This is a genomic window from Yoonia sp. I 8.24, from assembly GCF_022096995.1.
In the GTDB taxonomy this organism is placed as follows: Bacteria; Pseudomonadota; Alphaproteobacteria; order Rhodobacterales; family Rhodobacteraceae; genus Yoonia.
On record NZ_JACXGQ010000001.1, the window covers coordinates 415,208 to 439,232 of the forward strand.

Genomic DNA, 24,025 nt, shown 5'->3' on the forward strand with positions numbered 1-24,025 from the left:
AGTTAAACCGCGTCAACCAGCAGAGCAAAAATTTCGCGGCGAAGCATGAATTTGATTTGTAGATTTGCTAGGTTTGCGCCTGAAACACGGCGCTAACCTCGGCCCGGATAATCCGAGCGATCTGCGCGCAATCATCCAAATCAAAGGTCAGAGGCAAACGCATATCAATGATCCCGGCCAAAATGCGGTCGGTTGCGGGCATCGGGGTGCTTGGGGCGTAGCGCCAGCTGTCGTAGCGCGACGTGAACCCTGCAGGCTCTGCCCCGCCGAACCATTTGAGTTCAACCCCACGCTGCGCACAGCGCATGATCACGTCTGCCACGGCGGGCGCGGACCAATCGAGCAGCAAGAACTGGAAAGATGAGGCGACATAACCTTCGGCGCTGGGGCGCGTGATCAATCGTAAGCCGGGGGTATCAACCAGCCCCGCCTCAACTGCGGTATAGCGTGCATTCCAGCGTGCCGCTTGCGTGGCCAAATCCCGTAGCTGCGGTCGCAAGATCGCCGCACGCAGGTTATCCATCCGCCCCGAGATATTCGGCGTTTCATATTTAATCTGCGCGAATGTCTCGGCTGGCGGCGCGGCGCGGTGCCGTTCAAACAGCATATAGCTGCCTGACAGCATAATGGCCCGCGCCATGCCTTCGGCGTCATCAGAGATCAGCAAACCGCCCTCGCCCGAGTTGATATGTTTGTAGGTCTGCGTTGAATAGCAGCCAAACTTGCCCCAGCGCCCGCTTGGCACACCATCCCATTGAGCGCCCATCGTATGGGCGCAATCTTCGATCACTGTCACACCTGCCGCATTGCACATCGCCATAAGTCGTCGCATATCGCAAATATGCCCGCGCATATGGCTGAGCAAGAGCACCTTGGCCTGATCCAATTTGCCCGCAAGATCATCCAGATCAATCACCAAATCCTCGGTCACGCCAACATAGATTGGCACGCCGCCCACCGCAGCAATCGCACCGGGCACAGGGGCCAAAGTAAAGGCATTGGTCAACACCTGATCGCCATGTTGCACACCGCACGCACGCAGCGCTGTTGTCATCGCATACCCGCCAGAGGCCACGGCCAAACAAAATTGCGCACCCGTGCTTGCCGCGAATTCTTCTTCGAGTAAGGCCGCTTCGGCGATTTCCCCGTCGACGGTATTATAACGGTGCAAGCGCCCGTGCTGCATTACAGCGTTTGCTGCCGCAATACCCGCCTCTGGAATAGGCTCTTGTTGGGTGAAACTGCCGGTGAAATTCTCTGTCATAGGCTGGGCTTGTCCTTGAATTATTTGCGTGCTGGCCGTTAGCCGATCAACCGCGCCACGGTTTCTGAAAGTTGTGCATAATCACTGATGATGGCCTCTGGGGCCAAAGCGGCCACATCGCCGCCGGGCCCAAAGTCAACCAAGATCGACGGCACGCCCGCGTTGCGCGATGTATCACGGTCAGTCGCGGTATCCCCGACAAGCAGCGACCGCAAAGGATCGCCCCCTGCACGGCGAACCGCCTCAAAATGATGTTCTGGGTCGGGTTTGCGCACAGCGAGCGTATCTGCCCCGATCAACGAGGCAAACGCATCACGCACCCCCAACCGGGTCAGCAGGGTTTCGGCTAGGGCTTCTGGTTTATTGGTCGCGATGCCCACGGCGTAGCCATCCGCAGATAGTGCAGCGACGGCCTCCATCGCGCCGGGGTACATGACCGTGTGGCTGTCGATGTCTTTTGCATAGGCTTCAAGCAAGATCGGATATTGCCGATTAACCTCTGCGGCGTCGATCCCATCAACCCGCGAAAACCCGAGGTTCAACATCGCGCGCCCGCCGCGCAACGCCGTGGCAGCGTCTTGCGCCGGGTCCAAAAGATCGCCCAAGCCAAGCCCCCGAAAACACACATTCGCGGCTGCGATCAAATCGCCGCTGGTATCAGCCAGCGTCCCATCAAGGTCGAAAATCACGGTGCGCATACAGAATCCTCTAAAACTTTGTTATATTGATCTGTAACGCGCTGAAAACTGATGTGAAGCCCTCGCACCTTGTGATAATCGAAAACACCGTTAGAAGTTCGGGAAAACCAAAAAGAGGCGCGCATGAGCACAGCACTGATCATTCTGGCCGCAGGCAAGGGCACACGGATGAATTCCGACCAGCCCAAAGTGCTGCATGAAATCGGCTTTGCGCCGATGCTGGTGCACGCAATGAAAGCAGGCGGCGCGCTGGGACCTGCGCATACTGTCGTTGTAGCAGGCCACGGCGCGGATGCGGTTGAAAAAGCGGCCAAAGCCTATGACCCGGATGTGCAAATTACCCTGCAATCGGAACAATTGGGCACAGGCCACGCCGTCGCCCAAGCCCGCGACGCGCTTTCAGATTTCGCGGGCGACGCGATTGTGCTTTATGGCGACACGCCCTTTATCAGCGCTGAAACGCTTGCGGCGATGTCTGCAGCGCGGCTCACCCATGACATCGTTGTGCTTGGGTTTGATGCGACTGATCCGGGTCGCTATGGGCGGTTAATTTTGCAAGATGACCAGTTGGACCGCATTGTTGAATTCAAAGATACAACCGATCAAGAACGCGCCGTAACGCTTTGTAATAGTGGCGTTATCGCTGCAAATTCTAATGTCCTATTTGACCTCATCGACGCAGTCGAAAACGACAATGCCGCGGGTGAATATTATCTGACAGATATTGTTGGAATCGCACGTGACCGCGGACTGTCCGCAACCGTTGTGCGCTGCCCTGAAGCCGAGACATTAGGCATCAATTCACGCGCCGAACTGGCCCGTGCTGAAGCTTTATTTCAGGCCAAAGCGCGCGCACAAGCGACCGAGGACGGCGTCACATTGGTCGCACCTGACACGGTGTTTTTTGCTCATGACACGGTGATCGGGCGCGATACTATCGTCGAACCCAATGTGGTTTTCGGCCCTGGCGTGACGGTTGAGTCTGGCACCACAATCCGCGCGTTTTCGCATCTCGAAGGCTGCCATGTTTCGCGTGGAGGCGTGATCGGCCCCTACGCCCGTTTGCGCCCCGGTGCAGAACTGTCCGAGGGTGTGAAGGTCGGCAACTTTGTCGAAATCAAAAACGCGACCGTGCAAGAAGGCGCAAAGGTCAACCACCTGAGCTATATCGGTGATGCTGATGTGGGCGCGCGCGCAAATATTGGCGCAGGCACAATTACCTGCAATTATGACGGTGTCTTCAAACATAAAACCACGATTGGGCCGGATGCGTTTATCGGATCAAACACGATGCTTGTCGCGCCTGTCACCCTTGGCGCTGAGGCGATGACCGCCTCTGGCTCTGTGATCACCCGTGATGTTCCAGCCGGCGATCTGGCGATTGGGCGCGCACGACAAGAAAACAAATCTGGACTGGCAGTCAAACTATTCGACAAGCTGCGTGCGCTGAAGGCGAAAGGCAAATAATATGTGTGGTATCATTGGCGTATTAGGCAATCACGAAGCCGCCCCGATTTTGGTCGAGGCGCTCAAACGGTTGGAATATCGCGGCTATGACAGCGCGGGCATTGCCACGGTGAACAACCTACAGCTGGACCGTCGCCGCGCGGTTGGCAAATTGGTAAACCTGTCCGATATGTTGGTGCATACACCGCTCGCTGGCAAAGCCGGAATCGGCCACACCCGTTGGGCCACACACGGCGCGCCCAATGTTGGCAATGCACATCCGCACCGCGCGGGTGGTGTCGCGGTTGTGCATAATGGCATCATTGAAAACTTTCGCGAATTACGCGACTTTTTAGGTGCCGAAGGCATCGGGTTTGAAACCGATACGGATACAGAGACCGTCGCATTGCTCGCGCAATATTACCGCGACCAAGGGCTTTCTCCAGTGGATGCAGCCGCGCAGACGATTGCCCGGCTTGAAGGGGCCTATGCGCTGTGCTTCCTATTTGATGGCGAAGATGATTTGCTGATCGCCGCACGCAAAGGGTCGCCCTTGGCGGTAGGATACGGCGTGGGTGAAATGTTTGTCGGCTCTGACGCGATTGCGCTGGCCCCGATGACGGATCGGATCAGCTATCTAGAAGAAGGCGATTGGGCTGTCATTACCCGTGACAGTGTCGAAATCCGCGACCATGCAGGCAATCTGGCGCAGCGTGAAATTCGCACCGTGCAGCTGGACACCGCAACGGTCGACAAAAGCGGCTACAAGCATTTCATGGCCAAAGAAATCGCCGAACAGCCCACCGTGTTGCAAGGCGCGTTAGCCCATTACATTAACAGCGACGCAAGCGCTGTCACCCTGCCCGCACCCGGCATGGACTTTACCCAAGTTGAACGGATGACCTTGGTTGCCTGCGGCACCGCATTTTATGCCTGCTTGGTCGCAAAGTACTGGTTCGAACAGGTCGCCGGCATCCCGGTTGAAGTCGATGTGGCTTCGGAATTTCGCTACCGCGAACCGCCTGTCACAGCGGGTACCGTGGCGCTTTTTGTCAGCCAATCCGGCGAAACCGCCGATACGTTAGCAGCGCTACGTTATATGGAGGGCAAAGCAGCAAAGATCGTATCCGTCGTGAACGTCCCAGAAAGCTCTATTGCGCGCGAAAGCAACCTGCCCTTGCCGATCCTTGCGGGCACTGAAATCGGTGTGGCCTCGACCAAAGCCTTTACCTGCCAATTGACCACGCTAGCGATTTTGGCACTGAATGCCGCGCATGCACGCGGGCGCATAGATGACGCCACCTTGGCCGCACATCTGACACAACTACGCGCCCTGCCCGGTATTATGAACACCGCATTGGCGATTGAGGACAAATGCGCCAGCGTTGCGGCCAAATTGGCCGAGGCCCGCGATATCTTGTTCTTGGGGCGCGGCGCGATGTATCCGCTTGCGCTTGAAGGGGCGCTTAAGCTCAAGGAAATCAGCTATATCCACGCCGAAGCCTATGCCTCGGGCGAGCTGAAACATGGGCCGATTGCCTTGGTCGATCAACATGTTCCGGTGATCGTCATGGCCCCGCGCGACGCGCTGTTTGATAAGACGGTTTCAAATATGCAAGAGGTTATGGCGCGCGGTGGTAAGGTGCTCCTGATCACCGATCAAAAAGGCGCAGCCGAGGCGGGTGACGGCGTCTGGGACACGATTATCATGCCAGAAATTGATCCGTTCCTCGCGCCAATCCTTTATGCGGTGCCGGCGCAATTATTGGCCTACCATACTGCGGTCGCAAAGGGTACAGATGTGGACCAACCCCGCAACCTAGCCAAATCGGTGACTGTCGAATGACCTCAAAACGCGAAGCCCTGGACGCATTGCGCGCCGCTGGCGATCCTGAAAAAGCCAAAGATATGCACCGCTATCACAAGGTGGATCGTCCCTATCTGGGCGTCGCGAACCCGGTGATTGATGATCTGGTCAAGACTTGGCGCGCGGATATCGATTTGGATGCGCGGCTGGTGCTGGCAAACAGCCTGTGGAAAAGCAACATCCACGAGGCCCGCGTTGCCGCAGCAAAGCTGTTAACACAAGCACGCCTGCGCCCCGATGACACGGCGGCCTGGGATTTGATCGTATCATGGGTGCCTGATTTTGACGCTTGGGCAATTGCGGATCATGTTTGCATTGCCGGGCAAAAACGGCTTGTTGCGGACCCATCACGGCTTGATACCGTTGAAAGCTGGACCCGTTCTGATCATATGTGGACCCGTCGGGCCGCCTTGGTGATGACCATGCCGTGGACCAAACAAAATAATCCCAAGCCTGCGGAATTGGTAGCGCGTGACCGTGTGCTGGCTTGGGCGGCCGGATACACCACTGATCACGACAAATTCATTCAAAAAGCTATCGCTTGGTGGCTGCGCGAGCTGTCAAAACACGATCCCGCGCGGGTCAGCACCTTTATCAGCCACCACGGTGCCGATATGAAACCATCTGCGGTCAAAGAAGCTGGGCGTCTGTTGCCCGCGTAAGGTGGATCAAGATCCACCCTACTGTCGATAGACCGTCAGTTCAGGCAGGCTCGTAAGCGGCACCCCAAGCAGCCGCATTGCGGCAAGGCTGATCTGACTGCCCGCGCCGGCTTCACCGCCCGATGGGCGCAATTCAAGGTTCACAGACTCTCCGTCATAGCCTACGCGTCCCAGCGTCACCGCATCCACAAGCGGGGTTTTTAACCATATCCCCGGCTCTGTTGGCGGCCCAAGTGATGCAATTGTAACCCCCAACGCAACATCTATGCTCTCCGTCGGCGCTGTTGCCGCGGCGCGGTCTTCAGCGCTGGTGGTGTCAAATTCTTCGACGGTGGCTGCGCTTGCCGGGGGCGCGACCGCGACCACTGTCGTTTCCGTGACTGGGCCCGAAGGAGGCGACACCTCTTGAAACGCAGGTGTCGTACATCCGGCCAAAGCCACAATCGGGAGGAGTAATTTGATATCCATCCCTTCAACATATGGTGCACATGACGATGTTACAACATCGTGCGCTGTGCTTGCGTAGCGTGTTGCGCAGCCCTAGACTAGCCCTATGAACCAGCCGTTAATTGACCCCTTTGCACGCGCGATTGAATACCTGCGCGTTTCTGTCACCGACCGGTGCGACTTTCGCTGCGTCTATTGCATGTCCGAAAATATGACGTTCCTGCCCAAAAAGGAACTTCTGACGCTCGAAGAATTGGACCGGCTCTGCTCAGCATTCATCCGGCTTGGGGTGCGCAAACTGCGGATCACCGGGGGGGAGCCGCTTGTGCGCCGGGACATTATGACGTTTTTTCGCGCCATGTCGCGGCATCTTGATGCCGGATCACTGCACGAGCTGACAATCACCACGAACGGTAGCCAGTTGGAGCGCTTTGCGGATGATCTGTTTGCGGCGGGGGTGCGGCGGGTGAATGTCTCGCTCGATACGCTGGACGACCAAAAATTTGCGGATATCACCCGCTGGGGCCGCCTGCCCCAAGTGCTGCGTGGTATCGATGCGGCGCAAAAGGCCGGGCTGCGGGTCAAGATCAATACCGTCGCGCTCAAAGGGTTTAACGAAGATGAACTCTTTTCCCTGACAGATTGGTGCGCGTCGCGCGATCTGGACCTGACATTCATCGAAGTCATGCCAATGGGCGACATCGGTAACGAAGATCGGTTCGGGCAATATTGGTCGCTCAAAGATTTACGCGCGCAGCTCGCAACGCGGACTGATATCACTGATCTGCCTGAGAAAACCGGCGGGCCTGCACGCTATGTCCAACTTGAAAACACGGGCCAAAAGATCGGGTTTATCACGCCATTGTCACATAATTTCTGCGAAAGCTGTAACCGCGTGCGGATTACCTGTACCGGCGAAATCTATACCTGTTTGGGACAAGAAGGGCATTCTGATCTGCGCGGGCCACTACGTGCCTCAGAGGCGGATGCCGATCTTGATGCCGCTATTCGCGCCGCCATCGCACAAAAGCCCAAAGGGCATGATTTTGACTATTCGCGCCAAAAAGCTGATGGGCAGGTCAGCCGCCATATGTCGCACACAGGCGGCTAGCCGTAGGGTGGATCTTGATCCACCCCGATTTATTAGGCGGCGGGCATCCGCTTTTCAACGATTTCGGCCCACCAGCTACAGCCAGCCGGAATCGCGTCGTCGTTGAAATTATAGTGTGGGTTGTGCACGTCGGCGCTATCGCCATTGCCGACCAAGATATAAGCGCCGGGGCGCTCTTCGAGCATATATGCAAAATCTTCGCCGCCCATGACCAACGGTGCCTCAGTGCAATCGCCAGAGATTGATTTTGCCACATCCGCAGCAAATGCAGTTTGATCGTCATGGTTCACCATGCACGGGTAGCCGTGGTAATAGGTCACGTCGGCCTTTGCGCCCAAAGTGGCCGCCGTCCCCTCGCAAATAGCCGTCAGTCGCTCTTCGGCCAAGGCGCGCATTTCCTTGGACATCGTGCGCACTGTGCCTTTGATCTGCACACGCTGCGCGATCACATTGAATGCCTTAGAAGACGATTCGATGGACGTCACAGACACGACGATCTGATCGACCGGATCAGCGTTGCGGCTCGCGATGGTTTGTAATGCAGTGACAACTTGTGCCGCAACCACCACGGAATCGACGGTTTGATGCGGTTTGGCTGCGTGACCACCCTGCCCTTCGATGGTGACATCAAATTGATCGGTCGCTGCAAAGAACGCGCCTGGGCGGATGGAAAATGCACCGACTTCATGGCCTGGCCAATTGTGCATGCCGTAGACTTCTTGGATATTCCACTTGTCCATCATGCCATCTTCACACATTTCGCGGCCACCTCCGCCGCCTTCTTCGGCGGGCTGGAAGATCACCACCACAGTGCCGTCGAAGTTACGCGTTTCCGACAGGTACTTCGCAGCGCCAAGCAGCATGGCCGTGTGCCCGTCATGGCCGCAGGCGTGCATCGCGCCATCGGTTTTGGATTTATAATCAAGCCCCGTTTGCTCGTGAATTGGCAGCGCATCCATATCTGCGCGCAGGCCAATCACCTTGCCGGATGTATCAGTCTTGCCCTTGATCACGCCAACAACGCCTGTGCGCCCGATGCCGGTTACGATTTCGTCGCAACCAAATTCCTTAAGTTTTTCAGCGACAACAGCGGATGTCCGATGCGTCTCAAATAGGATTTCAGGGTTTTCGTGTAAATCTCGGCGCCACGCAGTGATTTCAGGCAGAAGCTCTGCAAAGCGATTCTTGACGGGCATGTCGTCTCTCCAGTCGGATAGTTGGTTGTTTTGTTAAAGGTTCGGACCAAGCACCAGCTTGGACCCGTCAGAAAAACGGGACAATCTGAACCGAGTGATATCATGCGACGGGGTTTTCCCAGTTGCAAGCTGTGCGGTGATGCGTCCAAAGGCGGGCCCAATCCCAAAACCATGCCCACACATTCCCGTCGAAATCGTCAGACCGGGAATAGTTTCGACCCTGTCAACAACGGGGACAATATCGGGCATCGTATCGATCATCCCAGCCCAAGCTGTTTCGATTTTTACGTCGTCTAGCCCAGGGTAGGTTTCTTGGAACGCGCGCGCCATGAACCTTACCTTGGCGGCGTTGGGCTTTGGATCAAGGACGCGCATTTTCTCAAACGGGCTCAGCTTATCTGCGGCCCAACGTCGCGCCGTGCCCCATGCATCCGGAAAGCCTTTCGGCGCGAAGGCCTTCAGCCGCGTGCCCAATGGATCCTTGACCAGCTGTGGTGCAAACTTCGCGAGCGCCCGAAACGCGTCAGGTCCGACAAATAATTCGTGAAAACCCGCAGGCGCTAGCGTATACCCGCCATCTTGGCGACGACGGAACGCAAGTTGGTGATCAACGGCTGCGCCATTGTGCACATTATCGACAGGCGCAGTCGCGGAGACCGTCGCGCGCACGGAAAGCTGCGGGATGTTGACGCCGTGACGGCGTAAAAACAGCGATGACCATGCGCCACCAGCGACAACGACGGAATTGGTTTTGATCAACCCGCTTTCGGTCACAACGCCGGTCACTCGCCCCCCTTCAAGGTCTAACAAACGCGCAGCGCAATTTTCAACAAATGTCACCCCCGCATCCGTGGCCGCACGCGCAATCGCGGGCACCGCAGTCCAAGGCTCAGCGCGTAAATCGCCGGGCGTCCACAAGGCTCCAGCCCAATCGCCATGCGCCCCGGGCAAGACATCAGTCAGGCTCGATTTAGAGACGACGCGCGTATCAACGCCATTGGCTTTGGCATCAGGTAACCAAGATGCGTAGCGATCAAGATCTTCTTTGGTTTTCGCTAGAAACGACACCCCGCCTTGGCGCAACCCGATCTCTGCGCCGATGGCATCGTTCATGTCCCGCCACATCGTCGCCGATTCTTGCATGATCGGGATTTCCGCAGGATCGCGCCCCTGTACCCGCACCCAGCCCCAATTGCGCGATGATTGCTCTGCCGCGATTCGACCCTTTTCGAGAACAACGACCTTAAGCCCCTGCTTGGCGATTTCCCATCCGGTCATGACCCCAATAATACCGCCGCCGATCACCACTGCATCCGCCTGTGCAGGTGGCGGACCGGGATATTTGATTGGATCGTTAATTGATATTGGAAATGATTTCATCGTTTGAGGCTTTCGATCAGATCTTTGATAAAGGCCTCGCCTTTTTCAAATTGGGCGACAGAAATATATTCGTTTGGTTGGTGCGCCTGTGCAATGTTTCCGGGGCCACAAACAACAACGGAATAGCCCTGCGCCTGAAAATGCCCCGCCTCGGTGCCATAGCTGACGACTTCGGTCGCGTTGGCCCCGGTTAATTGCCGTGCCAAATGTTCTGCACTCCCGTCGGTTTCGGGGGCCAATCCGGGGAGTTCAAAAAACTGCTCAGCAGTGATCCCTGCGTCTGGGTGGATTTCTTTCATCTCGGCTTCGAGTTCAGCAACCTTTGCTAAGAATCGATCCCGCCACGCGGCATTGCTTTCTCCGGGCACGACACGGAAAGTCACATCGAAGGTACAGTCTTTGGCGGTGATGTTATGTGCAGTGCCACCATTGATCATGCCGACATGCAGTGTCGTATAGGGGGGCACGAACGCGGCATCTATCGCGGCCGGCGCCTTGGCCGCATTTTCTGCGTTCACTTGATTCGCCCATTCAATCAGCTTTGCACCCATCATGATCGCGCTGACCCCGGTGTGCAGTAATGATGAATGCACTTCGAAACCGTGAAAATGCATCTTGTAGCCAATGCCGCCCTTGTGACCGGTAACCACAGACATCATCGACGGCTCGCCAACAATCACTGTGTCTGCGCGTGGCATGCCCATACTGACCATATGATCGATCATCGGCGGCGCGCCGGTGCAGCCAATTTCTTCGTCATAGCTGAGCGCAATTTGGAGCGGGCGTTTGATATCTGCCTGCGCAGCCAGCGTCATTGCCCAAATTGCAAGCGCATCAAACCCTTTCATATCGCAAGTGCCACGCCCGTAAATCTTGCCATCACGCTCTATCACTGCAAACGGATCACTGTCCCAGTTTTGGCCTGTGACAGGAACCACATCAGTATGACCTGACAGCACGACACCGCCGTCAATTTGCGGACCAACATGGGCATAAAGCGCCGCTTTAGTGCCGTCTTCATTGGGAACACGCTGCGTAGAAATATCAAGGTCATTTAGATATTTTTCAACAAAATCAATTAATTCTAGATTGCTTTGCGTACTGACCGTGGGGTATGAGACCAAACGTTCCATCAGTTGCTGAGCTGTCAATGACATCGATTTTCCTTTCAACGCCGCAAATGCAGCCAATTGGGTGCACACCTGTTCAATCAGGTGGCAATTTATGTCTGAGCCGGGTTCGATCACAACGCAATTACGAAACGTCTTGCGGCGTCCAAAATAACTGTTACCGTTTGGTAAAAATTCGCAATGCCTAAAATCCGGCAAAAGCGCAAAAATTAATCCGAACCACGAGGGAGGTTCTATATGCCCGATGGGGCCTTGCCTGTTCTGGATGTCCAGAATCTTAAAACTGTGTTTCAAACGCGATCCGGTGAAGTGCATGCCGTGAACGACGTGAGCTTTTCGCTGCGCCCGGGTGAACTACTGGGAGTCGTTGGCGAAAGCGGCTCTGGCAAATCTGTGACCATGATGTCCTTGCTCGGGCTTTTGCCCACCCCGCCCGCCGATGTGCGCGGGGGGACGGTGATGTTTGACGACAAAGATTTGCTGAATGTGAATGCCAAGACCCTGCGCGACGTGCGCGGTGGCAAGATTGGTTTCGTGTTCCAAGATCCGATGACCTCCCTGAACCCGGTATACAACGTCGGGATGCAGATCATGGAACCGCTACGCAAGCATATGGGGATGAACAAAAAACAAGCCGCAGCCCGCGCACAAGAGCTGCTAGAGCTTGTCGGTATCCCGGACGCAAAGCGGCGCTTAGCCGATTATCCACACCAGTTTTCCGGCGGCATGCGCCAGCGCGTGATGATCGCGATTGCGCTGGCCTGTGACCCCCAAGTGTTGATTGCGGATGAACCGACCACCGCGCTGGATGTGACCATTCAGGCGCAGATCCTTGAGCTGATGAAGGACTTGCGCGCCAAACTTGGCATGGCCGTGATTTGGATCACCCATGATCTCGGTGTCATCGCGGGGATCGCAGACCGTGTCATGGTAATGTATGGCGGTCAGGTTGTTGAGCATGCGCCCGTTGATGTCCTGTTTTCGGACCCACAGCACCCCTATACGCGCGCGCTCCTTAAAACGATACCGACGATTACGGGCGAACGTGCTGCGCGCTTGACTGTGATCGAAGGGCAGCCCCCCATCATGAAAGATGCGCCTGCGTCTTGTGCATTTCGCGACCGCTGTGATGTGGCGTTCAACCGTTGTGCCGTTGAAAACCCGCCCCGCTATGATCTGGGCGCGGGTCATGACGCCGCATGTTTTTATGATGCCCGCACAGGGGAACCGCGCGATGCTTGATACTGAAAACACACCTCTGGTCAGCGTGCGCGACCTCAAAATGCACTTTCCGATTCATGCAGGCCTTTTACGCCGCCGCGTGGGCGAAGTCAAAGCCGTCGATGGCGTCAGCTTTGACGTGATTGAGGGCGAAACATTAGGCCTCGTCGGAGAATCGGGCTGCGGCAAGTCCACATGTGGGCGCGCCGTGTTACGCCTGTATGATATTACTTCCGGTGAGATCACGATCGACGGCGATGAAATCGGAGACACTTCACAAGCAGCTCTACGCACCAAACGCCCGGCGATGCAGATGGTGTTCCAAGACCCGCAGGCATCCTTGAACCCGCGCATGACCGTTGAAGCGATTATCAAAGAACCGCTGGATGAGCACACAAAGCTGTCCGAGCTCGAAAAGCGCGAAAAAGTGGGCGAATTGATGGATGCCGTTGGGCTTAACCGCCAATTTGCCAAACGTTATCCGCAAGCATTCTCAGGCGGTCAACGTCAACGCATCGGGATCGCCCGCGCGCTGGCGTTGAACCCAAAGTTCATTGTCTGTGATGAACCAATTGCGGCGCTCGATGTGTCGATCCAAGCGCAGGTTGTGAACCTGCTCGAAGACCTGCAAGAACAATTTGGGCTGACCTATCTGTTTATCAGCCATGACCTATCGATGGTGCGTCATATCGCGACCCGTGTTGCGGTCATGTATCTGGGCAAGATTGTTGAGCTTGCCCCGCGCGAGGCGCTATATGCTGAACCGCTGCATCCCTACACAAAAGCATTGCTATCGGCGGTTCCTGACCCTGATCCAAGTCTTGCCAAAGCGTCCAACCGTATCGTTTTGCAAGGGGATGTTCCGTCCCCCGCAAACCCTCCAAAAGGCTGCAACTTTTGCACCCGCTGCCCATCGGTGATGGATATTTGCAAGACGACAGAGCCTACTTATTTTGAGGTGCAGCCAGGCCGTTTCACGGCTTGCCATCTTTATGAGAATAACAATGACACTGCCGAATAAACGGCAGGTCACCGAGGTCAATAAGAGCACAACCAACAAGGAGAAGACATTATGAAACTCAAGACAGCACTGCTTGGCGCTGTTGCGACCGTTTCCCTGGCGCCGGCGGCATTTGCCGACGCGCATGAAGGTGAACGCGGCCGCGACGGTCAACTGAACATCATTTATTGGCAAGCCCCATCCATCCTGAACCCATACCTATCAGGTGGGACAAAGGACCTGGAATCTGCCAGCTTGGTCGTAGAGCCCCTTGGTCGCTACGATTCGACCGGTGCGATGGTTCCATATTTGGTCGACGAAATTCCAACAGTGGCAAATGGCGGTGTCTCAGAAGATTTGACCTCCATCACATGGAAGCTGACAGAAGGCCTGCTTTGGTCTGATGGCACGCCGCTGACCTCAGCCGACGTTGTATTCACAGCTGAATACTGCATGGATCCAGAAGGTGGTTGTGCACAGCTGTCTAAATTCGAAGGTGTTGAAACTGTCGAGGCGCTAGACGATCTGACTGTTAAGGTCACATTCGGCGGTCCACAGCCAAACCCATATGGTCCCTTCATGGGCGGCCAATCCCCAATCATTCAAGCCGCACAATTTGCTGAGTGCATGGGTGCGAAAGCCCCAGAATGTACCGATGCGAACTTTGGCCCAATCGGCACAGGCCCGTTTGTTGTCACTGACTTCCGCACGAATGACGTGATCCAACTGGTCGCAAACGAAAACTACCGTGATCCAAACAAACCAGCCTTTGCAAGCGTGACCTTCAAAGGTGGCGGCGACGCAACTGCAGCAGGTCGTTCGGTTCTGGAGACAGGCGAATTTGACTACGCTTGGAACCTGCAATTGGCACCCGATGTGATTGCATCAATGGCCGAAGCTGGCGTCGGTACACCTGTATCAGCCTTTGGTACTTTGGTTGAGCGTCTGGAAATGAACCTCACAGACCCATCTCCAGCGCTTGAAGAAGGTGTACGTGCAACTGCTGCTGCACCGCACCCGTTCCTGAGTGACGAAGCTGTGCGCCGCGCGCTATCAATGGCCATCGATCGCGATCTTCTGGTCGAAGTCGGCTACGGTCAAGCTGGTCGTCCGACATGTAACCTTGTTCCCGGTCCAGAAGTTTACGCTTCAACCGAAAACACCGGTTGCTTGGTCCAAGACATCGAAGGTGCCAAAGCGCTTCTTGAAGGTGCGGGCTGGGTTGACAGCAATGGCGACGGCATCCGTGAAAAAGATGGTGTTGAACTGCGTATCCTTTACCAAACTTCGACAAACGCCGTCCGTCAGGATTTCCAAGCGTTGATCAAAGAATGGTGGGGCGAAATCGGTGTTGAAACCGAACTGCGCAACATTGATGCATCTGTCTTCTTTGGTGGTGACCCAGGGTCTCCTGACACATTCCAGCGTTTCTACGCAGACGTTGAAATGTACGCCAACAACTTTGACGGCACAGACCCACAGGCTTACTTGTCCGCCTATACTTGCGACAAAGCGCCAAAGCCTGAAAGCCAATGGCAGGGTGAAAACATCAACCGTTTCTGTGATCCAGCCTATGACGCAATGGTTGCCGAACTGGGTGCCACTGCTGATCAAGCCGAGCGCAGCCGCATTGCAATCGCATTGAACGACATGCTGACCAAAGACACGATGACAATCGTGCCGCTGGTTGACCGTGGCCGTGTTTCTGCGCATGCAAACACCCTTGGTGGTGTTGTTCTGAACACTTGGGACTCCGAGCTGTGGAACGCAGCTGATTGGTACCGTATCGGCGACAACCGCTAAGACCTTTGCGTAGGGTGGATTTAAATCCACCCTACCTGAAACATCCGGCGGGGCGTTTTAACGCGCCCTGTCACATATCAAAGCTCTGACCAAAGGCGTTGCCAACCGTGCTGATCTATACCATTCGCAGATTGCTCATTTCGATCCCGACGCTTTTGTTCATCGCTTTTGTGATTTTCATGCTGCTTGAACTTGCCCCGGGTGACCCGATGGCGCAGATGCCGCTGACAATCCCGCCCGAAGTCAAAGAAAAAATGCGGCTCGCACTTGGCCTCGGAGAGCCGTGGTACGTGCGCTTCCCGCTTTGGCTAAAGCAGTTCTTTATCGTGGAACCACAGTATTGGATTGACGGCACCTTCGGCACCAATTTCGCAGATGGCGCACAGCGGATCATCAGTTTCCAATCCCGCAGCCCGGTGTTTGAAACCATCGCGCAGCGTATGCCACAAACCCTATGGGTGGTGGGCATGTCTTATGTGGTCGGTGTGCTGATCGCCCTCCCCATTGGGATTATCAGCGCCTACCGACAATATTCAGTCTTTGATCAGGCGGGCACATTTGTGTCGATGATTGGCTTCTCGGTGCCTCCGTTCTTTTCCGGCGTTCTGTTGATCGTAATCTTCTCGGTGCAACTCAAATGGCTGCCATCGATCTATGATACCACCCACGTCGTGGGCGATTGGGATAGCTTCCTATTTCAACTGCGCCAAATGATTATGCCCGTCATGGTACTTGCCCTGCAAACCACAGCCCAAGTCAGCCGCTACATGCGCGCCTCGATGCTGGATAACCTCGGCCAAGACTACGTCCGCACCGCCCGTGCCAAGGGCATGTCTGAAAGCACTGTCGTTCTGAAACATGTGCTACGCAATTCGATGATCCCGGTTGTGACGGTGATTGCGCTTGGGATCCCATCGATCTTTGGTGGCGCGATCATTACCGAGCAAATCTTTAAGGTAAACGGCCTTGGCCAATTGCTGATCATTGCCCTGCAAGGCAGCGATATTCCGATGGTGATGACCATTACTTTCCTACTGGCGGTTCTGATCGTCATGATGAACCTGATTGCCGATGTGCTTTACGGCATTCTGGACCCGAGGATCCGCTATGACTGATACGACCATGACCGCCACCGCCGTCGAAAAATCCCGCAATCAATGGTTTGATGTTTGGGCGCAGTTTCGCACCCACAAGGGCGCGGTCGCAGGGCTTGCCTTTCTTGTTTTCATCACGCTTTTCGTCACGGTCGGCCCCGTGCTTTGGGACGTGGATCCGGGAAAACTAAATATCCGCAACAAAGACGTGCGCCCCATTTACATGGCGATCTTCGATAGCGATGCGAAGGTCAGTTGGGGCAGCCCAATGGGTACCGACAACCTTGGGCGCGATATTATGGCGAACATTATGGCTGGGGGGCGCGTCTCATTGGCCGTGGGCTGGACCGCGATGATTTTGGCAGTCTTTATCGGCACACTGATTGGTGTATTGGCGGGCTATTTCAAACGGCTTGACGGGCTACTGATGCGGTTTACTGATCTTGTGCTGGCGCTGCCGCTCCTACCGCTTTTGCTGGTGATGATGCTTTTGTTCCGTGATCCGCTGCGCGCAACATTCGGGCCTGAAAACGGCATCTTTATTCTGATCGTGACAGGCATCGGCATTACATCATGGATGCAGACCGCACGGATTGTGCGCGGTGATGTGATGGCGCTCAAGGAACGTGAATTTGTGCTGGCGGCCCGGTCCATTGGGACCCCTGCCCACCGCATGATTACCCGGCATTTGCTGCCAAACGTGATGTCGCCGATTATGGTGTCCGCCACACTTGGGCTTGCCACAGCGATCATCACCGAAAGTGCGTTGTCATTCCTTGGGCTTGGCTTCCCGTCAGATTTCCCGACATGGGGCAAAATCTTGTTTGATAGCGTCGACCGGATGACCGCATTCCCGGAACGGGTCATCTGGCCGGGGCTTGCGATTTCATTGACCGTTTTGGCGGTGAACTACATCGGTGACGGGCTGCGCGACGCGCTTGACCCGCGCATTCGCGGGCAATGATCTTATTGCTCTGCTTGAACCTCAAGCAGAGCATTCAGCCCGTTGATCGCCGCAGGCATTCCGCCATAAACTGACATCTGCCAAATCACCTCGGCCATTTCCTGTTCCGTGACACCAACGGACAGCGCGTGTGCGATGTTGACCTTTAACTGCGGGGTGGTCTGCCCACCCATCGCGGTCAGTGCGGCCACGGTACATAGCTGTCGCGTTTTCACGTCCAAACCTTCGCGAACATAGTGGCGACCGTAGGCCCATTCGATCAGGCTTTCCGCCATGCCCGGCACCAGATGATCATAGCGCGCGGCTAGCGTTTCTTCCAACGTGGGGTTCATCTGGGCCACATGCGCCCGCCCCTTTTCAAGTGCAGTCATCGTCATTTTAATGCCCTTTCGCTTTACGTTCCATGTCGTGATATGCGGCGACCTTGCGGTCCATAAGCGCCAGCGTATCCTGCATCAGCGCCAGTTTAGCCGCGACTGTTTTGCGGTGCAGCTCTAACATCTCGCGCCGTTCAGTCAGGGTTTCATCCCCGCGTCGGCGTAGCGCGGCATAGCGGATACGGTCGGCCTGTTTCATCCCCGTTGCGTTCAATTGTTCCAAAAACCGGATCCAACCAAGCACATCATCGCCGTAAACGCGCCGCCCGCCGTCATTGCGCATTGGCGGCGCAATCAGTCCGATTTTCTCATAATACCGCAAGGTATCAACCGTGAGGCCACTTTGTTTCGCGACGTCCCCAATGAGCATATTTTTCCCGCCTGAGTGTTTGATTCGTCTCAGCCTACAAGCTGGAGTGCACTCCAGCTCAAGCATAAACAGATCAAACGGGAATGATTTCTGACTGATGCGTAATAATGCGGTCGATTTCAGTGCGTGCATAATGGCCCAACGCGATCTGTGCGTCTCGGGCAGCGCCATCGGGCAGATCAAGATCGCCCAATACGATGATGTTTTCGTCGTTCACAAGGTTCGCAGGCCCTGTATAATTAAAGCTGCCTAAGATCGTCAGCCCATCATCCATCACCATCAGTTTGTGGTGGATTTTACGCACACCCGTCCCCGTCCGGTTCTGATGCAGGCGCACCCCGCCTGATGTCAGCGTATTCTTAGACGCCCATTTTTGGTTGGCCTGACGGCGATCCAATACACCCGACACATCCAGCCCTTTTTGCTGGGCATTCACCAATGCGTCATCGATCCCCGATGATTGTGAAAACGTGAACACCGCAAAATCGATCCGGTCCTTCGCTTTGATCATTTGCTTGATGAATTCCATCTCGGGCATGTGGTCTGGAGCAAAGAGCGGTTTGATCCGAATGCCGCCCACACTATGCCCCTCAAGCGGTTTACGGGGGGTCGTCAGGCTGCGCGCGCCAAAAATTCCTTGGCGCAATTGCCGAAATTCTCGCCCGTATTCGCGGGCCACTTCATCGTCATGGATCACACAGACATGGTTGAGGTTCTTGGTAACACCTGTCGTTGTGAAATTGGTCGATCCGGTCAGCACCGAGGCCTTGTCACGGATCATAAATTTTTGGTGGAAAATAGCCGGGTTGTAGTCGGCCTTTGCATCAACCCCTGCCCGCAAAATCCGCATGAGAAGCTCGCGGTTAATCTCTTGCGCGCCCAGACTGTCAGGATCGGGGGCGTTCTTTTCGCGCAAGTAGTCTTGCTCCATGATGGCCCGCACACGCACGCCCCGGCGCGAAGCCGCAATCAACGCATCCGCAATGGGGCGGTGATCCAGCTCTTGTACACAGACCAGAAGCTCCTTTTGCGCGGCACCGATAAATTCAATAATCGGCGCTTCAAGGCTATCAGGCCCCCCGACGGTATCAGGGCCCATATGCAGGGTGATCGGGCCAACGGTGATGGGCATTACATGTCTCCATATCTGCGGCTGTTACGATATGGTGGGCGTTCAGGGGGCACTACGACAAGTGAGGAATTCCAGACCATCTGCGTATGGCTACCCGCCGTGCCGATCACAAAGAACCGCGCACATGCGATCAATCGCCCGCCGGACCTCGGGCAGGTGCCGATCATCTTGATGCGAAACAATCCATTGATCATGTGAAAGTTCCGGAATATCTGCGCCCCGCCGTTGCAATGTCGGCTGCGCGTCCCCGATGAATGTCGGCAACAGCGCAATGCCTTTACCCAACAAAGCAATATCAAGACCGTTGCGCGGTGCGTTCACTTCGCAAATGGCGTCGTTGCCGACCGTCTTTTCCAACCACCGGGCCGACGGGGTATCCGCCAAGACCTTAATCCACGGAATTGTTTTTTCTGTTGCCGCGTAAGGGGCGAACGAAACGCGCAGCAATTTACGCCCGGCAAGATTCGTTTCGGTTGGGCGGCGATTGCGAAAACCGATCATAACCTCACGGTGCGGGATGTCGCGGATTTCCTCGCCGGACAAAAAGCGTAGTTGTATGTCCACCGGTTCGCCGATAATTTTATCCAGTCGAGCTATCAATGCTAAGGTTGTCCAAGTTCCGGCGGACACTTTGACCAATGGGCGCGTCGCGTGATCTACAGGGTCGGTCAACCTGACGATGCGCTGTTCAACCTCCTCAAGATTTTCCAACAGCTTACGCCCCTCGGATGTCAATTCGTAGCCTCTGTCATACCTTACAAAAAGATCACGATTAAGCGTCCGCTCGACTTCAAGCATGCGGCGCCCCAAGGTCGCGGCACTTCGCCCAGTTCGTTTTGCAGCCGCAGATAGCCCACCGGCGCGCGCAACAGCAATGAATAGACGTAGGTTTTCCCAATCCCCTCTCTTTTCATACATGAAATGATCCCCTCAAACCATTTCATTTATATGCATCAGCGGAACACCTAGACAAGTGTCAGGTCGAACAAAGATAGGGGAATGACTTGCACACTCAACCACCCAATCTCGGGACAATCTGCGTGCCGTTCTCTTGCTCCAAACAGGCGAAGGCATTGGATGACGAAGATGCATTTATGCTGGAACATGGGGGATACCCCGCGCGGAGCATCTATTTGATCGTCGAAGCCGCAACCGGCGCGCGCGACGCCCTAAAACCGAAACGCCCCGCCAAATAAGTGGCGGGGCGCAAACGTAGGGTGGATCTTGATCCACCTAACCTAGTCGATTTTTGGTAAAAGCTCGTCCAGAGATTTCTTTGCATCGCCATAGAACATCCGTGTGTTGTCCTTAAAGAACAGCGGGTTTTCGATGCCCGAATAGCCCGTCCCCTGCCCGCGTTTGGACACGAACACTTGTTTGGCTTTCCAGCATTCCAGAACCGGCATACCCGCGATAGGGCTGTTTGGATCGTCTTGCGCGGCGGGGTTTACGATATCATTGGACCCGATCACGATCGCGACGTCCGTCTCTGGAAAGTCATCGTTGATCTCATCCATCTCCATCACGATGTCATAGGGCACTTTGGCCTCGGCCAACAACACGTTCATATGCCCCGGCAAACGCCCTGCAACAGGGTGAATGGCGAAACGCACGTTCTTGCCCTGCGCGCGTAGCTTGCGCACCAGCTCAGCAACGGACGCCTGTGCCTGTGCCACGGCCATCCCGTAGCCGGGAATGATGACAATGCTATCCGCCTCGTTCAGCGCAGTGGCAACACCATCGGCGTCAATGGCAACCTGTTCGCCTTCGACTTCCATCTGCGGACCGGTCGTGCCGCCAAAGCCGCCAAGGATCACCGACACAAAGCTGCGGTTCATCGCCTTACACATGATGTAAGACAAAATCGCGCCAGAAGACCCGACAAGCGCGCCGACAACGATCAGCAGATCATTACCAAGGCTGAAACCAATCGCGGCCGCGGCCCAACCAGAATAGCTGTTCAGCATGGATACAACGACAGGCATATCCGCCCCGCCAATCCCCATGATCAGGTGATAGCCGATGAAAAGCGCGGCCAATGTCATCACGAAGAGCGGGAAGAAACCGCCTGTGTTGAAGTACCAAACCAGCGCAATCACAGAAAGCGCCGCGGCCCCTGCGTTCAGCATGTGACCGCCCGGCAGCTTCGTCGCTGCTGAATCAACTTTGCCCGCCAGTTTGCCGTAAGCAATGATTGACCCGGTGAATGTCACCGCACCGATAAACACGCCTAAGAATAGCTCAACCCGCAGGATGTTGATCTCGACTGGTGATTTATGCGCGATCAAAGCTGCAAATGTGCCTAGATCTTCGCCATGGCCACCGTGCAGCACATTGCCAATTTCAAAATGCGCAATAAAGCCGACGAACACCGCTGCCAGCCCGACAAGACTGTGCATCGCCGCGACGAGTTCTGGCATTTGGGTCATCTGCACTTTGGTGGCCAGCATATAACCAATCGCCCCACCTGCGGCGATCAAGATCAGTGACAGCAGCCAAAGCCCCGCCCCCGGTCCGATCAATGTTGCAAACACCGCCAGCGCCATGCCTGCAATGCCGTACCATACCGCGCGTTTTGCGCTTTCTTGCCCTGATAGCCCCCCAAGAGAGAGAATAAACAGGACCGCTGCGACCACATAAGCCGCTGTTGTAAATCCGAAATCCATTTGTTCTTACTCCGCTTTAAGACTTTTGGAACATGGCAAGCATGCGCCGTGTCACGAGGAACCCACCAAAGATGTTGATCCCCGTCATAAAGACTGACAGCGCAGCCAATAAGATCACAAGGAACGACCCTGACCCGATCTGCATCAACGCCCCCAAGATGATGATCGACGAGATCGCGTTGGTGACAGCCATCAACGGCGTATGCAGCGAATGCGACACGTTCCAAATCACTTGGAAACCGACGAACACCGACAAAACAAACACGATAAAGTGCTGCATAAAGCTGGCGGGCGCGACAAGCCCAACCCCCAATAGGACTGCGGCGCCAACCGCAAGCAAGGTCACTTGGTTTTTGGTCTGTGCTTTGAATTCCGCAATCTCTTTGGCACGGATTTCTTCGGCGGTCAGCTCTTTGGGTGCCTCTTTTTTCGGGGCGGCTGCAATGGCTGCGATCTTTGGTTTGGGGGGCGGGAATGTGACCTCGCCTTTATGGGTTGCAGTCGCGCCCCGGATCACATCGTCTTCCATGTTGTGATTTGGCTGCCCGTCTTTTTCAGGGGTCAAATCTGTCATCATGTGGCGAATGTTAGTCGCATAAAGCGTCGAAGACTGCGCCGCCATCCGGCTTGGGAAATCGGTATAGCCGATGATGGTCACACCGTTTTCAGTCACGATTTTTTCGTCTTTGACGGTCAGCTTACAGTTCCCGCCGCGTTCCGCCGCGAGATCAATGATCACTGAACCCGGTTTCATGCTGTCGACCATATCTTTGGTCCAAAGCTCTGGTGCGTCGCGGCCCGGGATCAGCGCTGTGGTGATCACGATATCAATATCGGGTGCGATTTCACGGAACTTCGCCAATTGAGCGGCCGCGAATTCAGGGCTCGATACGGCGGCGTAGCCCCCTGTTGCGGCACCGTCTTGCTGTTCTTCTTCAAAATCAAGGAACACAAATTCTGCGCCCATCGATTCAACTTGCTCGGCCACTTCTGGGCGCACGTCGAACGCATAGGTGATCGCGCCAAGGCTGGTGGATGTCCCGATTGCGGCCAAACCTGCAACGCCTGCACCAACAACCAAAACCTTTGCAGGGGGTACTTTACCCGCCGCTGTGATCTGCCCGGTAAAGAAGCGGCCAAAATTATTCCCGGCCTCAATCACCGCACGGTAGCCAGCGATATTCGCCATCGAGGACAGCGCATCCATCTTTTGCGCGCGACTAATCCGCGGCACCATGTCCATCGCAATGACGGTCGCGCCTTTTTTGTTGGCGGCTTCCATCAAGGCAGCGTTTTGCGCTGGGTAGAAAAATGAGATCAGCGTCTGATCTTCACGCAAGCGTTTGACTTCGGCGTCAGAAGGCGGCTGCACTTTGGCAATGATATCCGCCGACTTAAACAATGCCGCGCCCGTTTTGACGACCTCTACCCCTGCGTCCACATAGGTTTGATCCGCAAAGCCCGCCGCAGCGCCTGCCCCGGTTTCGATCAAACATGTATAGCCGAGTTTTTGCAAATCCTTGGCAGAGGCAGGGGTCATCGCGACCCTATTCTCTCCCGGAAAGCTTTCCTTTGGTGTGCCGATTTTCACAGATAATCCCCTATTTTATCAGTCAGCGGTGGGCGGTTTCCTATATGGTAGACTAGCATATTACAACTCCCGAACCCCTGTTTTTCTTATGTTATGCGCTAACAGTTACAGCCAACGCCGCGTATTTTGACAATAGCGCGCATATTCCGCACGGAACTTGCGTCGCAATCGATCCTCCTCCGGGACAATAAAAAGTTGCGTCAATGTGGCTTGCAATAATCCGACCATGACCAGCGCGATTGGTGCGTCCCACCGCAGGCAAAGCCCGGCAAGCACGAGTAAATCGCCGAGGTATATTGGGTTGCGTGACCGCCGAAATATCCCTGTGGTCACAAGCCGGCTCGCATCGCGATGCGGCACAATCGTTGTGTGTTGCTTGCGCATTTCAATAAAGGCGAGCAACATCAAGACGATCCCTGCGCCAACAAGCAAACCACCCAGCAAATCCAACACAGGTCCGCCGAAACGAAGTGCAAACGGTTGCACCCGCGCAATGCCCCATGCAAAGACAGCCGCGAGCCCTAACCAGACCGGAGGTATATTCATCCATTTCATGCGCGGAGTTTGCCCCGCGTGTTTTCGCTTGTCCATCTCTCATCAAAAGAT

At 55.4% G+C, this 24,025-nt stretch carries 23 protein-coding genes; 10 read left to right on the top strand and 13 right to left on the bottom strand.

Annotated features, from left to right (window positions below; translation table 11 throughout):
• Positions 1-67 precede the first annotated feature (67 nt).
• On the bottom strand, positions 68-1,264 hold the full coding sequence (locus tag Yoon_RS02140) for a DegT/DnrJ/EryC1/StrS aminotransferase family protein (protein ID WP_238109718.1): 1,197 nt from the start codon (positions 1,262-1,264) through the stop codon (positions 68-70).
• A 38-nt stretch (positions 1,265-1,302) separates the two neighbouring features.
• On the bottom strand, positions 1,303-1,962 hold the full coding sequence (locus Yoon_RS02145) for an HAD-IA family hydrolase (RefSeq protein ID WP_238109720.1): 660 nt from the start codon (positions 1,960-1,962) through the stop codon (positions 1,303-1,305).
• A 123-nt stretch (positions 1,963-2,085) separates the two neighbouring features.
• On the opposite strand from Yoon_RS02145, the gene glmU reads away from it, so the two are divergent.
• Genes glmU through Yoon_RS02160 form a run of 3 tightly spaced genes read left to right on the top strand, consistent with a single transcriptional unit; the run spans position 2,086 to position 5,937 of the window.
• Positions 2,086-3,429: a bifunctional UDP-N-acetylglucosamine diphosphorylase/glucosamine-1-phosphate N-acetyltransferase GlmU gene (glmU, locus tag Yoon_RS02150; protein WP_238109722.1), complete on the top strand. Its 1,344-nt coding sequence runs from the start codon at positions 2,086-2,088 to the stop codon at positions 3,427-3,429.
• Position 3,430: 1 nt separating this feature from the next.
• The gene (glmS, locus tag Yoon_RS02155; RefSeq protein WP_238109723.1) at positions 3,431-5,254 is read left to right on the top strand and encodes a glutamine--fructose-6-phosphate transaminase (isomerizing); all 1,824 of its coding nucleotides are present in this window, start codon (positions 3,431-3,433) and stop codon (positions 5,252-5,254) included.
• The gene (locus Yoon_RS02160; RefSeq protein WP_238109726.1) at positions 5,251-5,937 is read left to right on the top strand and encodes a DNA alkylation repair protein; all 687 of its coding nucleotides are present in this window, start codon (positions 5,251-5,253) and stop codon (positions 5,935-5,937) included. Before glmS ends, Yoon_RS02160 begins: the two co-directional genes overlap by 4 nt.
• An 18-nt stretch (positions 5,938-5,955) precedes the next feature.
• On the opposite strand, the gene Yoon_RS02165 is transcribed toward Yoon_RS02160, so the two are convergent.
• A complete protein-coding gene (locus Yoon_RS02165) occupies positions 5,956-6,405 on the bottom strand; it encodes a D-galactarate dehydratase (RefSeq protein WP_238109728.1) in 450 nt (149 codons plus the stop codon).
• An 85-nt stretch (positions 6,406-6,490) separates the two neighbouring features.
• Between Yoon_RS02165 and moaA the strand changes: the two genes are divergently transcribed.
• Positions 6,491-7,495 carry a GTP 3',8-cyclase MoaA gene (moaA, locus tag Yoon_RS02170; protein WP_238109731.1) on the top strand — a complete coding sequence of 335 codons (1,005 nt, stop codon included), beginning with the start codon at positions 6,491-6,493 and terminating at the stop codon, positions 7,493-7,495.
• 32 nt (positions 7,496-7,527) lie between these two features.
• Here the strand turns inward: moaA and Yoon_RS02175 are convergent, their stop codons facing one another.
• The 3 genes from Yoon_RS02175 to argE are packed head-to-tail and all read right to left on the bottom strand — an operon-like array spanning position 7,528 to position 11,228.
• Positions 7,528-8,691, bottom strand: coding sequence for a M20 aminoacylase family protein (locus Yoon_RS02175; RefSeq protein ID WP_238109733.1), 1,164 nt, complete (start codon positions 8,689-8,691; stop codon positions 7,528-7,530).
• Between the two features lie 33 nt (positions 8,692-8,724).
• Entirely contained in the window at positions 8,725-10,071 is a 1,347-nt protein-coding gene (locus Yoon_RS02180; protein ID WP_238109734.1) for an FAD-binding oxidoreductase, read from the bottom strand.
• A complete protein-coding gene (argE, locus tag Yoon_RS02185) occupies positions 10,068-11,228 on the bottom strand; it encodes an acetylornithine deacetylase (protein ID WP_238109736.1) in 1,161 nt (386 codons plus the stop codon). The genes Yoon_RS02180 and argE overlap by 4 nt, the downstream gene beginning before the upstream one ends.
• A 210-nt stretch (positions 11,229-11,438) precedes the next feature.
• Between argE and Yoon_RS02190 the strand changes: the two genes are divergently transcribed.
• The 5 genes from Yoon_RS02190 to Yoon_RS02210 all read left to right on the top strand — a co-directional run bounded on the left by Yoon_RS02190 (position 11,439) and on the right by Yoon_RS02210 (position 17,283).
• Positions 11,439-12,443: an ABC transporter ATP-binding protein gene (locus Yoon_RS02190; protein WP_238109738.1), complete on the top strand. Its 1,005-nt coding sequence runs from the start codon at positions 11,439-11,441 to the stop codon at positions 12,441-12,443.
• On the top strand, positions 12,436-13,443 hold the full coding sequence (locus Yoon_RS02195; RefSeq protein ID WP_255698649.1) for an ABC transporter ATP-binding protein: 1,008 nt from the start codon (positions 12,436-12,438) through the stop codon (positions 13,441-13,443). Before Yoon_RS02190 ends, Yoon_RS02195 begins: the two co-directional genes overlap by 8 nt.
• Positions 13,444-13,494: 51 nt before the next feature.
• Positions 13,495-15,225 (top strand): peptide ABC transporter substrate-binding protein, encoded by a 1,731-nt coding sequence (locus Yoon_RS02200; RefSeq protein ID WP_238109740.1) that lies wholly within the window; start codon positions 13,495-13,497, stop codon positions 15,223-15,225.
• Between the two features lie 107 nt (positions 15,226-15,332).
• Entirely contained in the window at positions 15,333-16,340 is a 1,008-nt protein-coding gene (locus Yoon_RS02205) for an ABC transporter permease (RefSeq protein WP_238109742.1), read from the top strand.
• Positions 16,333-17,283: an ABC transporter permease gene (locus Yoon_RS02210; RefSeq protein ID WP_238109744.1), complete on the top strand. Its 951-nt coding sequence runs from the start codon at positions 16,333-16,335 to the stop codon at positions 17,281-17,283. Before Yoon_RS02205 ends, Yoon_RS02210 begins: the two co-directional genes overlap by 8 nt.
• A gap of 2 nt (positions 17,284-17,285) precedes the next feature.
• Here the strand turns inward: Yoon_RS02210 and Yoon_RS02215 are convergent, their stop codons facing one another.
• The 4 genes from Yoon_RS02215 to Yoon_RS02230 form a co-directional block, all read right to left on the bottom strand.
• A complete protein-coding gene (locus tag Yoon_RS02215) occupies positions 17,286-17,660 on the bottom strand; it encodes a carboxymuconolactone decarboxylase family protein (protein WP_238109746.1) in 375 nt (124 codons plus the stop codon).
• 1 nt (position 17,661) lies between these two features.
• The gene (locus Yoon_RS02220; RefSeq protein ID WP_238109748.1) at positions 17,662-18,030 is read right to left on the bottom strand and encodes a MerR family transcriptional regulator; all 369 of its coding nucleotides are present in this window, start codon (positions 18,028-18,030) and stop codon (positions 17,662-17,664) included.
• A 73-nt stretch (positions 18,031-18,103) separates the two neighbouring features.
• Positions 18,104-19,162 (bottom strand): phosphatidylserine/phosphatidylglycerophosphate/cardiolipin synthase family protein, encoded by a 1,059-nt coding sequence (locus Yoon_RS02225; RefSeq protein ID WP_238109749.1) that lies wholly within the window; start codon positions 19,160-19,162, stop codon positions 18,104-18,106.
• A 90-nt stretch (positions 19,163-19,252) separates the two neighbouring features.
• Positions 19,253-20,080 (bottom strand): LysR family transcriptional regulator, encoded by an 828-nt coding sequence (locus Yoon_RS02230; RefSeq protein WP_238109755.1) that lies wholly within the window; start codon positions 20,078-20,080, stop codon positions 19,253-19,255.
• Between the two features lie 86 nt (positions 20,081-20,166).
• Here Yoon_RS02230 and Yoon_RS02235 point away from each other — a divergent pair, with 86 nt between their 5' ends.
• Positions 20,167-20,358: a hypothetical protein gene (locus tag Yoon_RS02235; protein WP_238109757.1), complete on the top strand. Its 192-nt coding sequence runs from the start codon at positions 20,167-20,169 to the stop codon at positions 20,356-20,358.
• A gap of 42 nt (positions 20,359-20,400) precedes the next feature.
• Here Yoon_RS02235 and Yoon_RS02240 read toward each other — a convergent pair whose 3' ends face one another.
• From Yoon_RS02240 to Yoon_RS02250, 3 genes are all read right to left on the bottom strand, one after another.
• On the bottom strand, positions 20,401-21,828 hold the full coding sequence (locus Yoon_RS02240; RefSeq protein WP_238109759.1) for an NAD(P)(+) transhydrogenase (Re/Si-specific) subunit beta: 1,428 nt from the start codon (positions 21,826-21,828) through the stop codon (positions 20,401-20,403).
• 16 nt (positions 21,829-21,844) lie between these two features.
• On the bottom strand, positions 21,845-23,419 hold the full coding sequence (locus Yoon_RS02245; protein WP_238109761.1) for a Re/Si-specific NAD(P)(+) transhydrogenase subunit alpha: 1,575 nt from the start codon (positions 23,417-23,419) through the stop codon (positions 21,845-21,847).
• A gap of 105 nt (positions 23,420-23,524) precedes the next feature.
• Positions 23,525-23,974, bottom strand: coding sequence for an isoprenylcysteine carboxylmethyltransferase family protein (locus Yoon_RS02250; RefSeq protein WP_238109763.1), 450 nt, complete (start codon positions 23,972-23,974; stop codon positions 23,525-23,527).
• Positions 23,975-24,025: the final 51 nt, after the last annotated feature.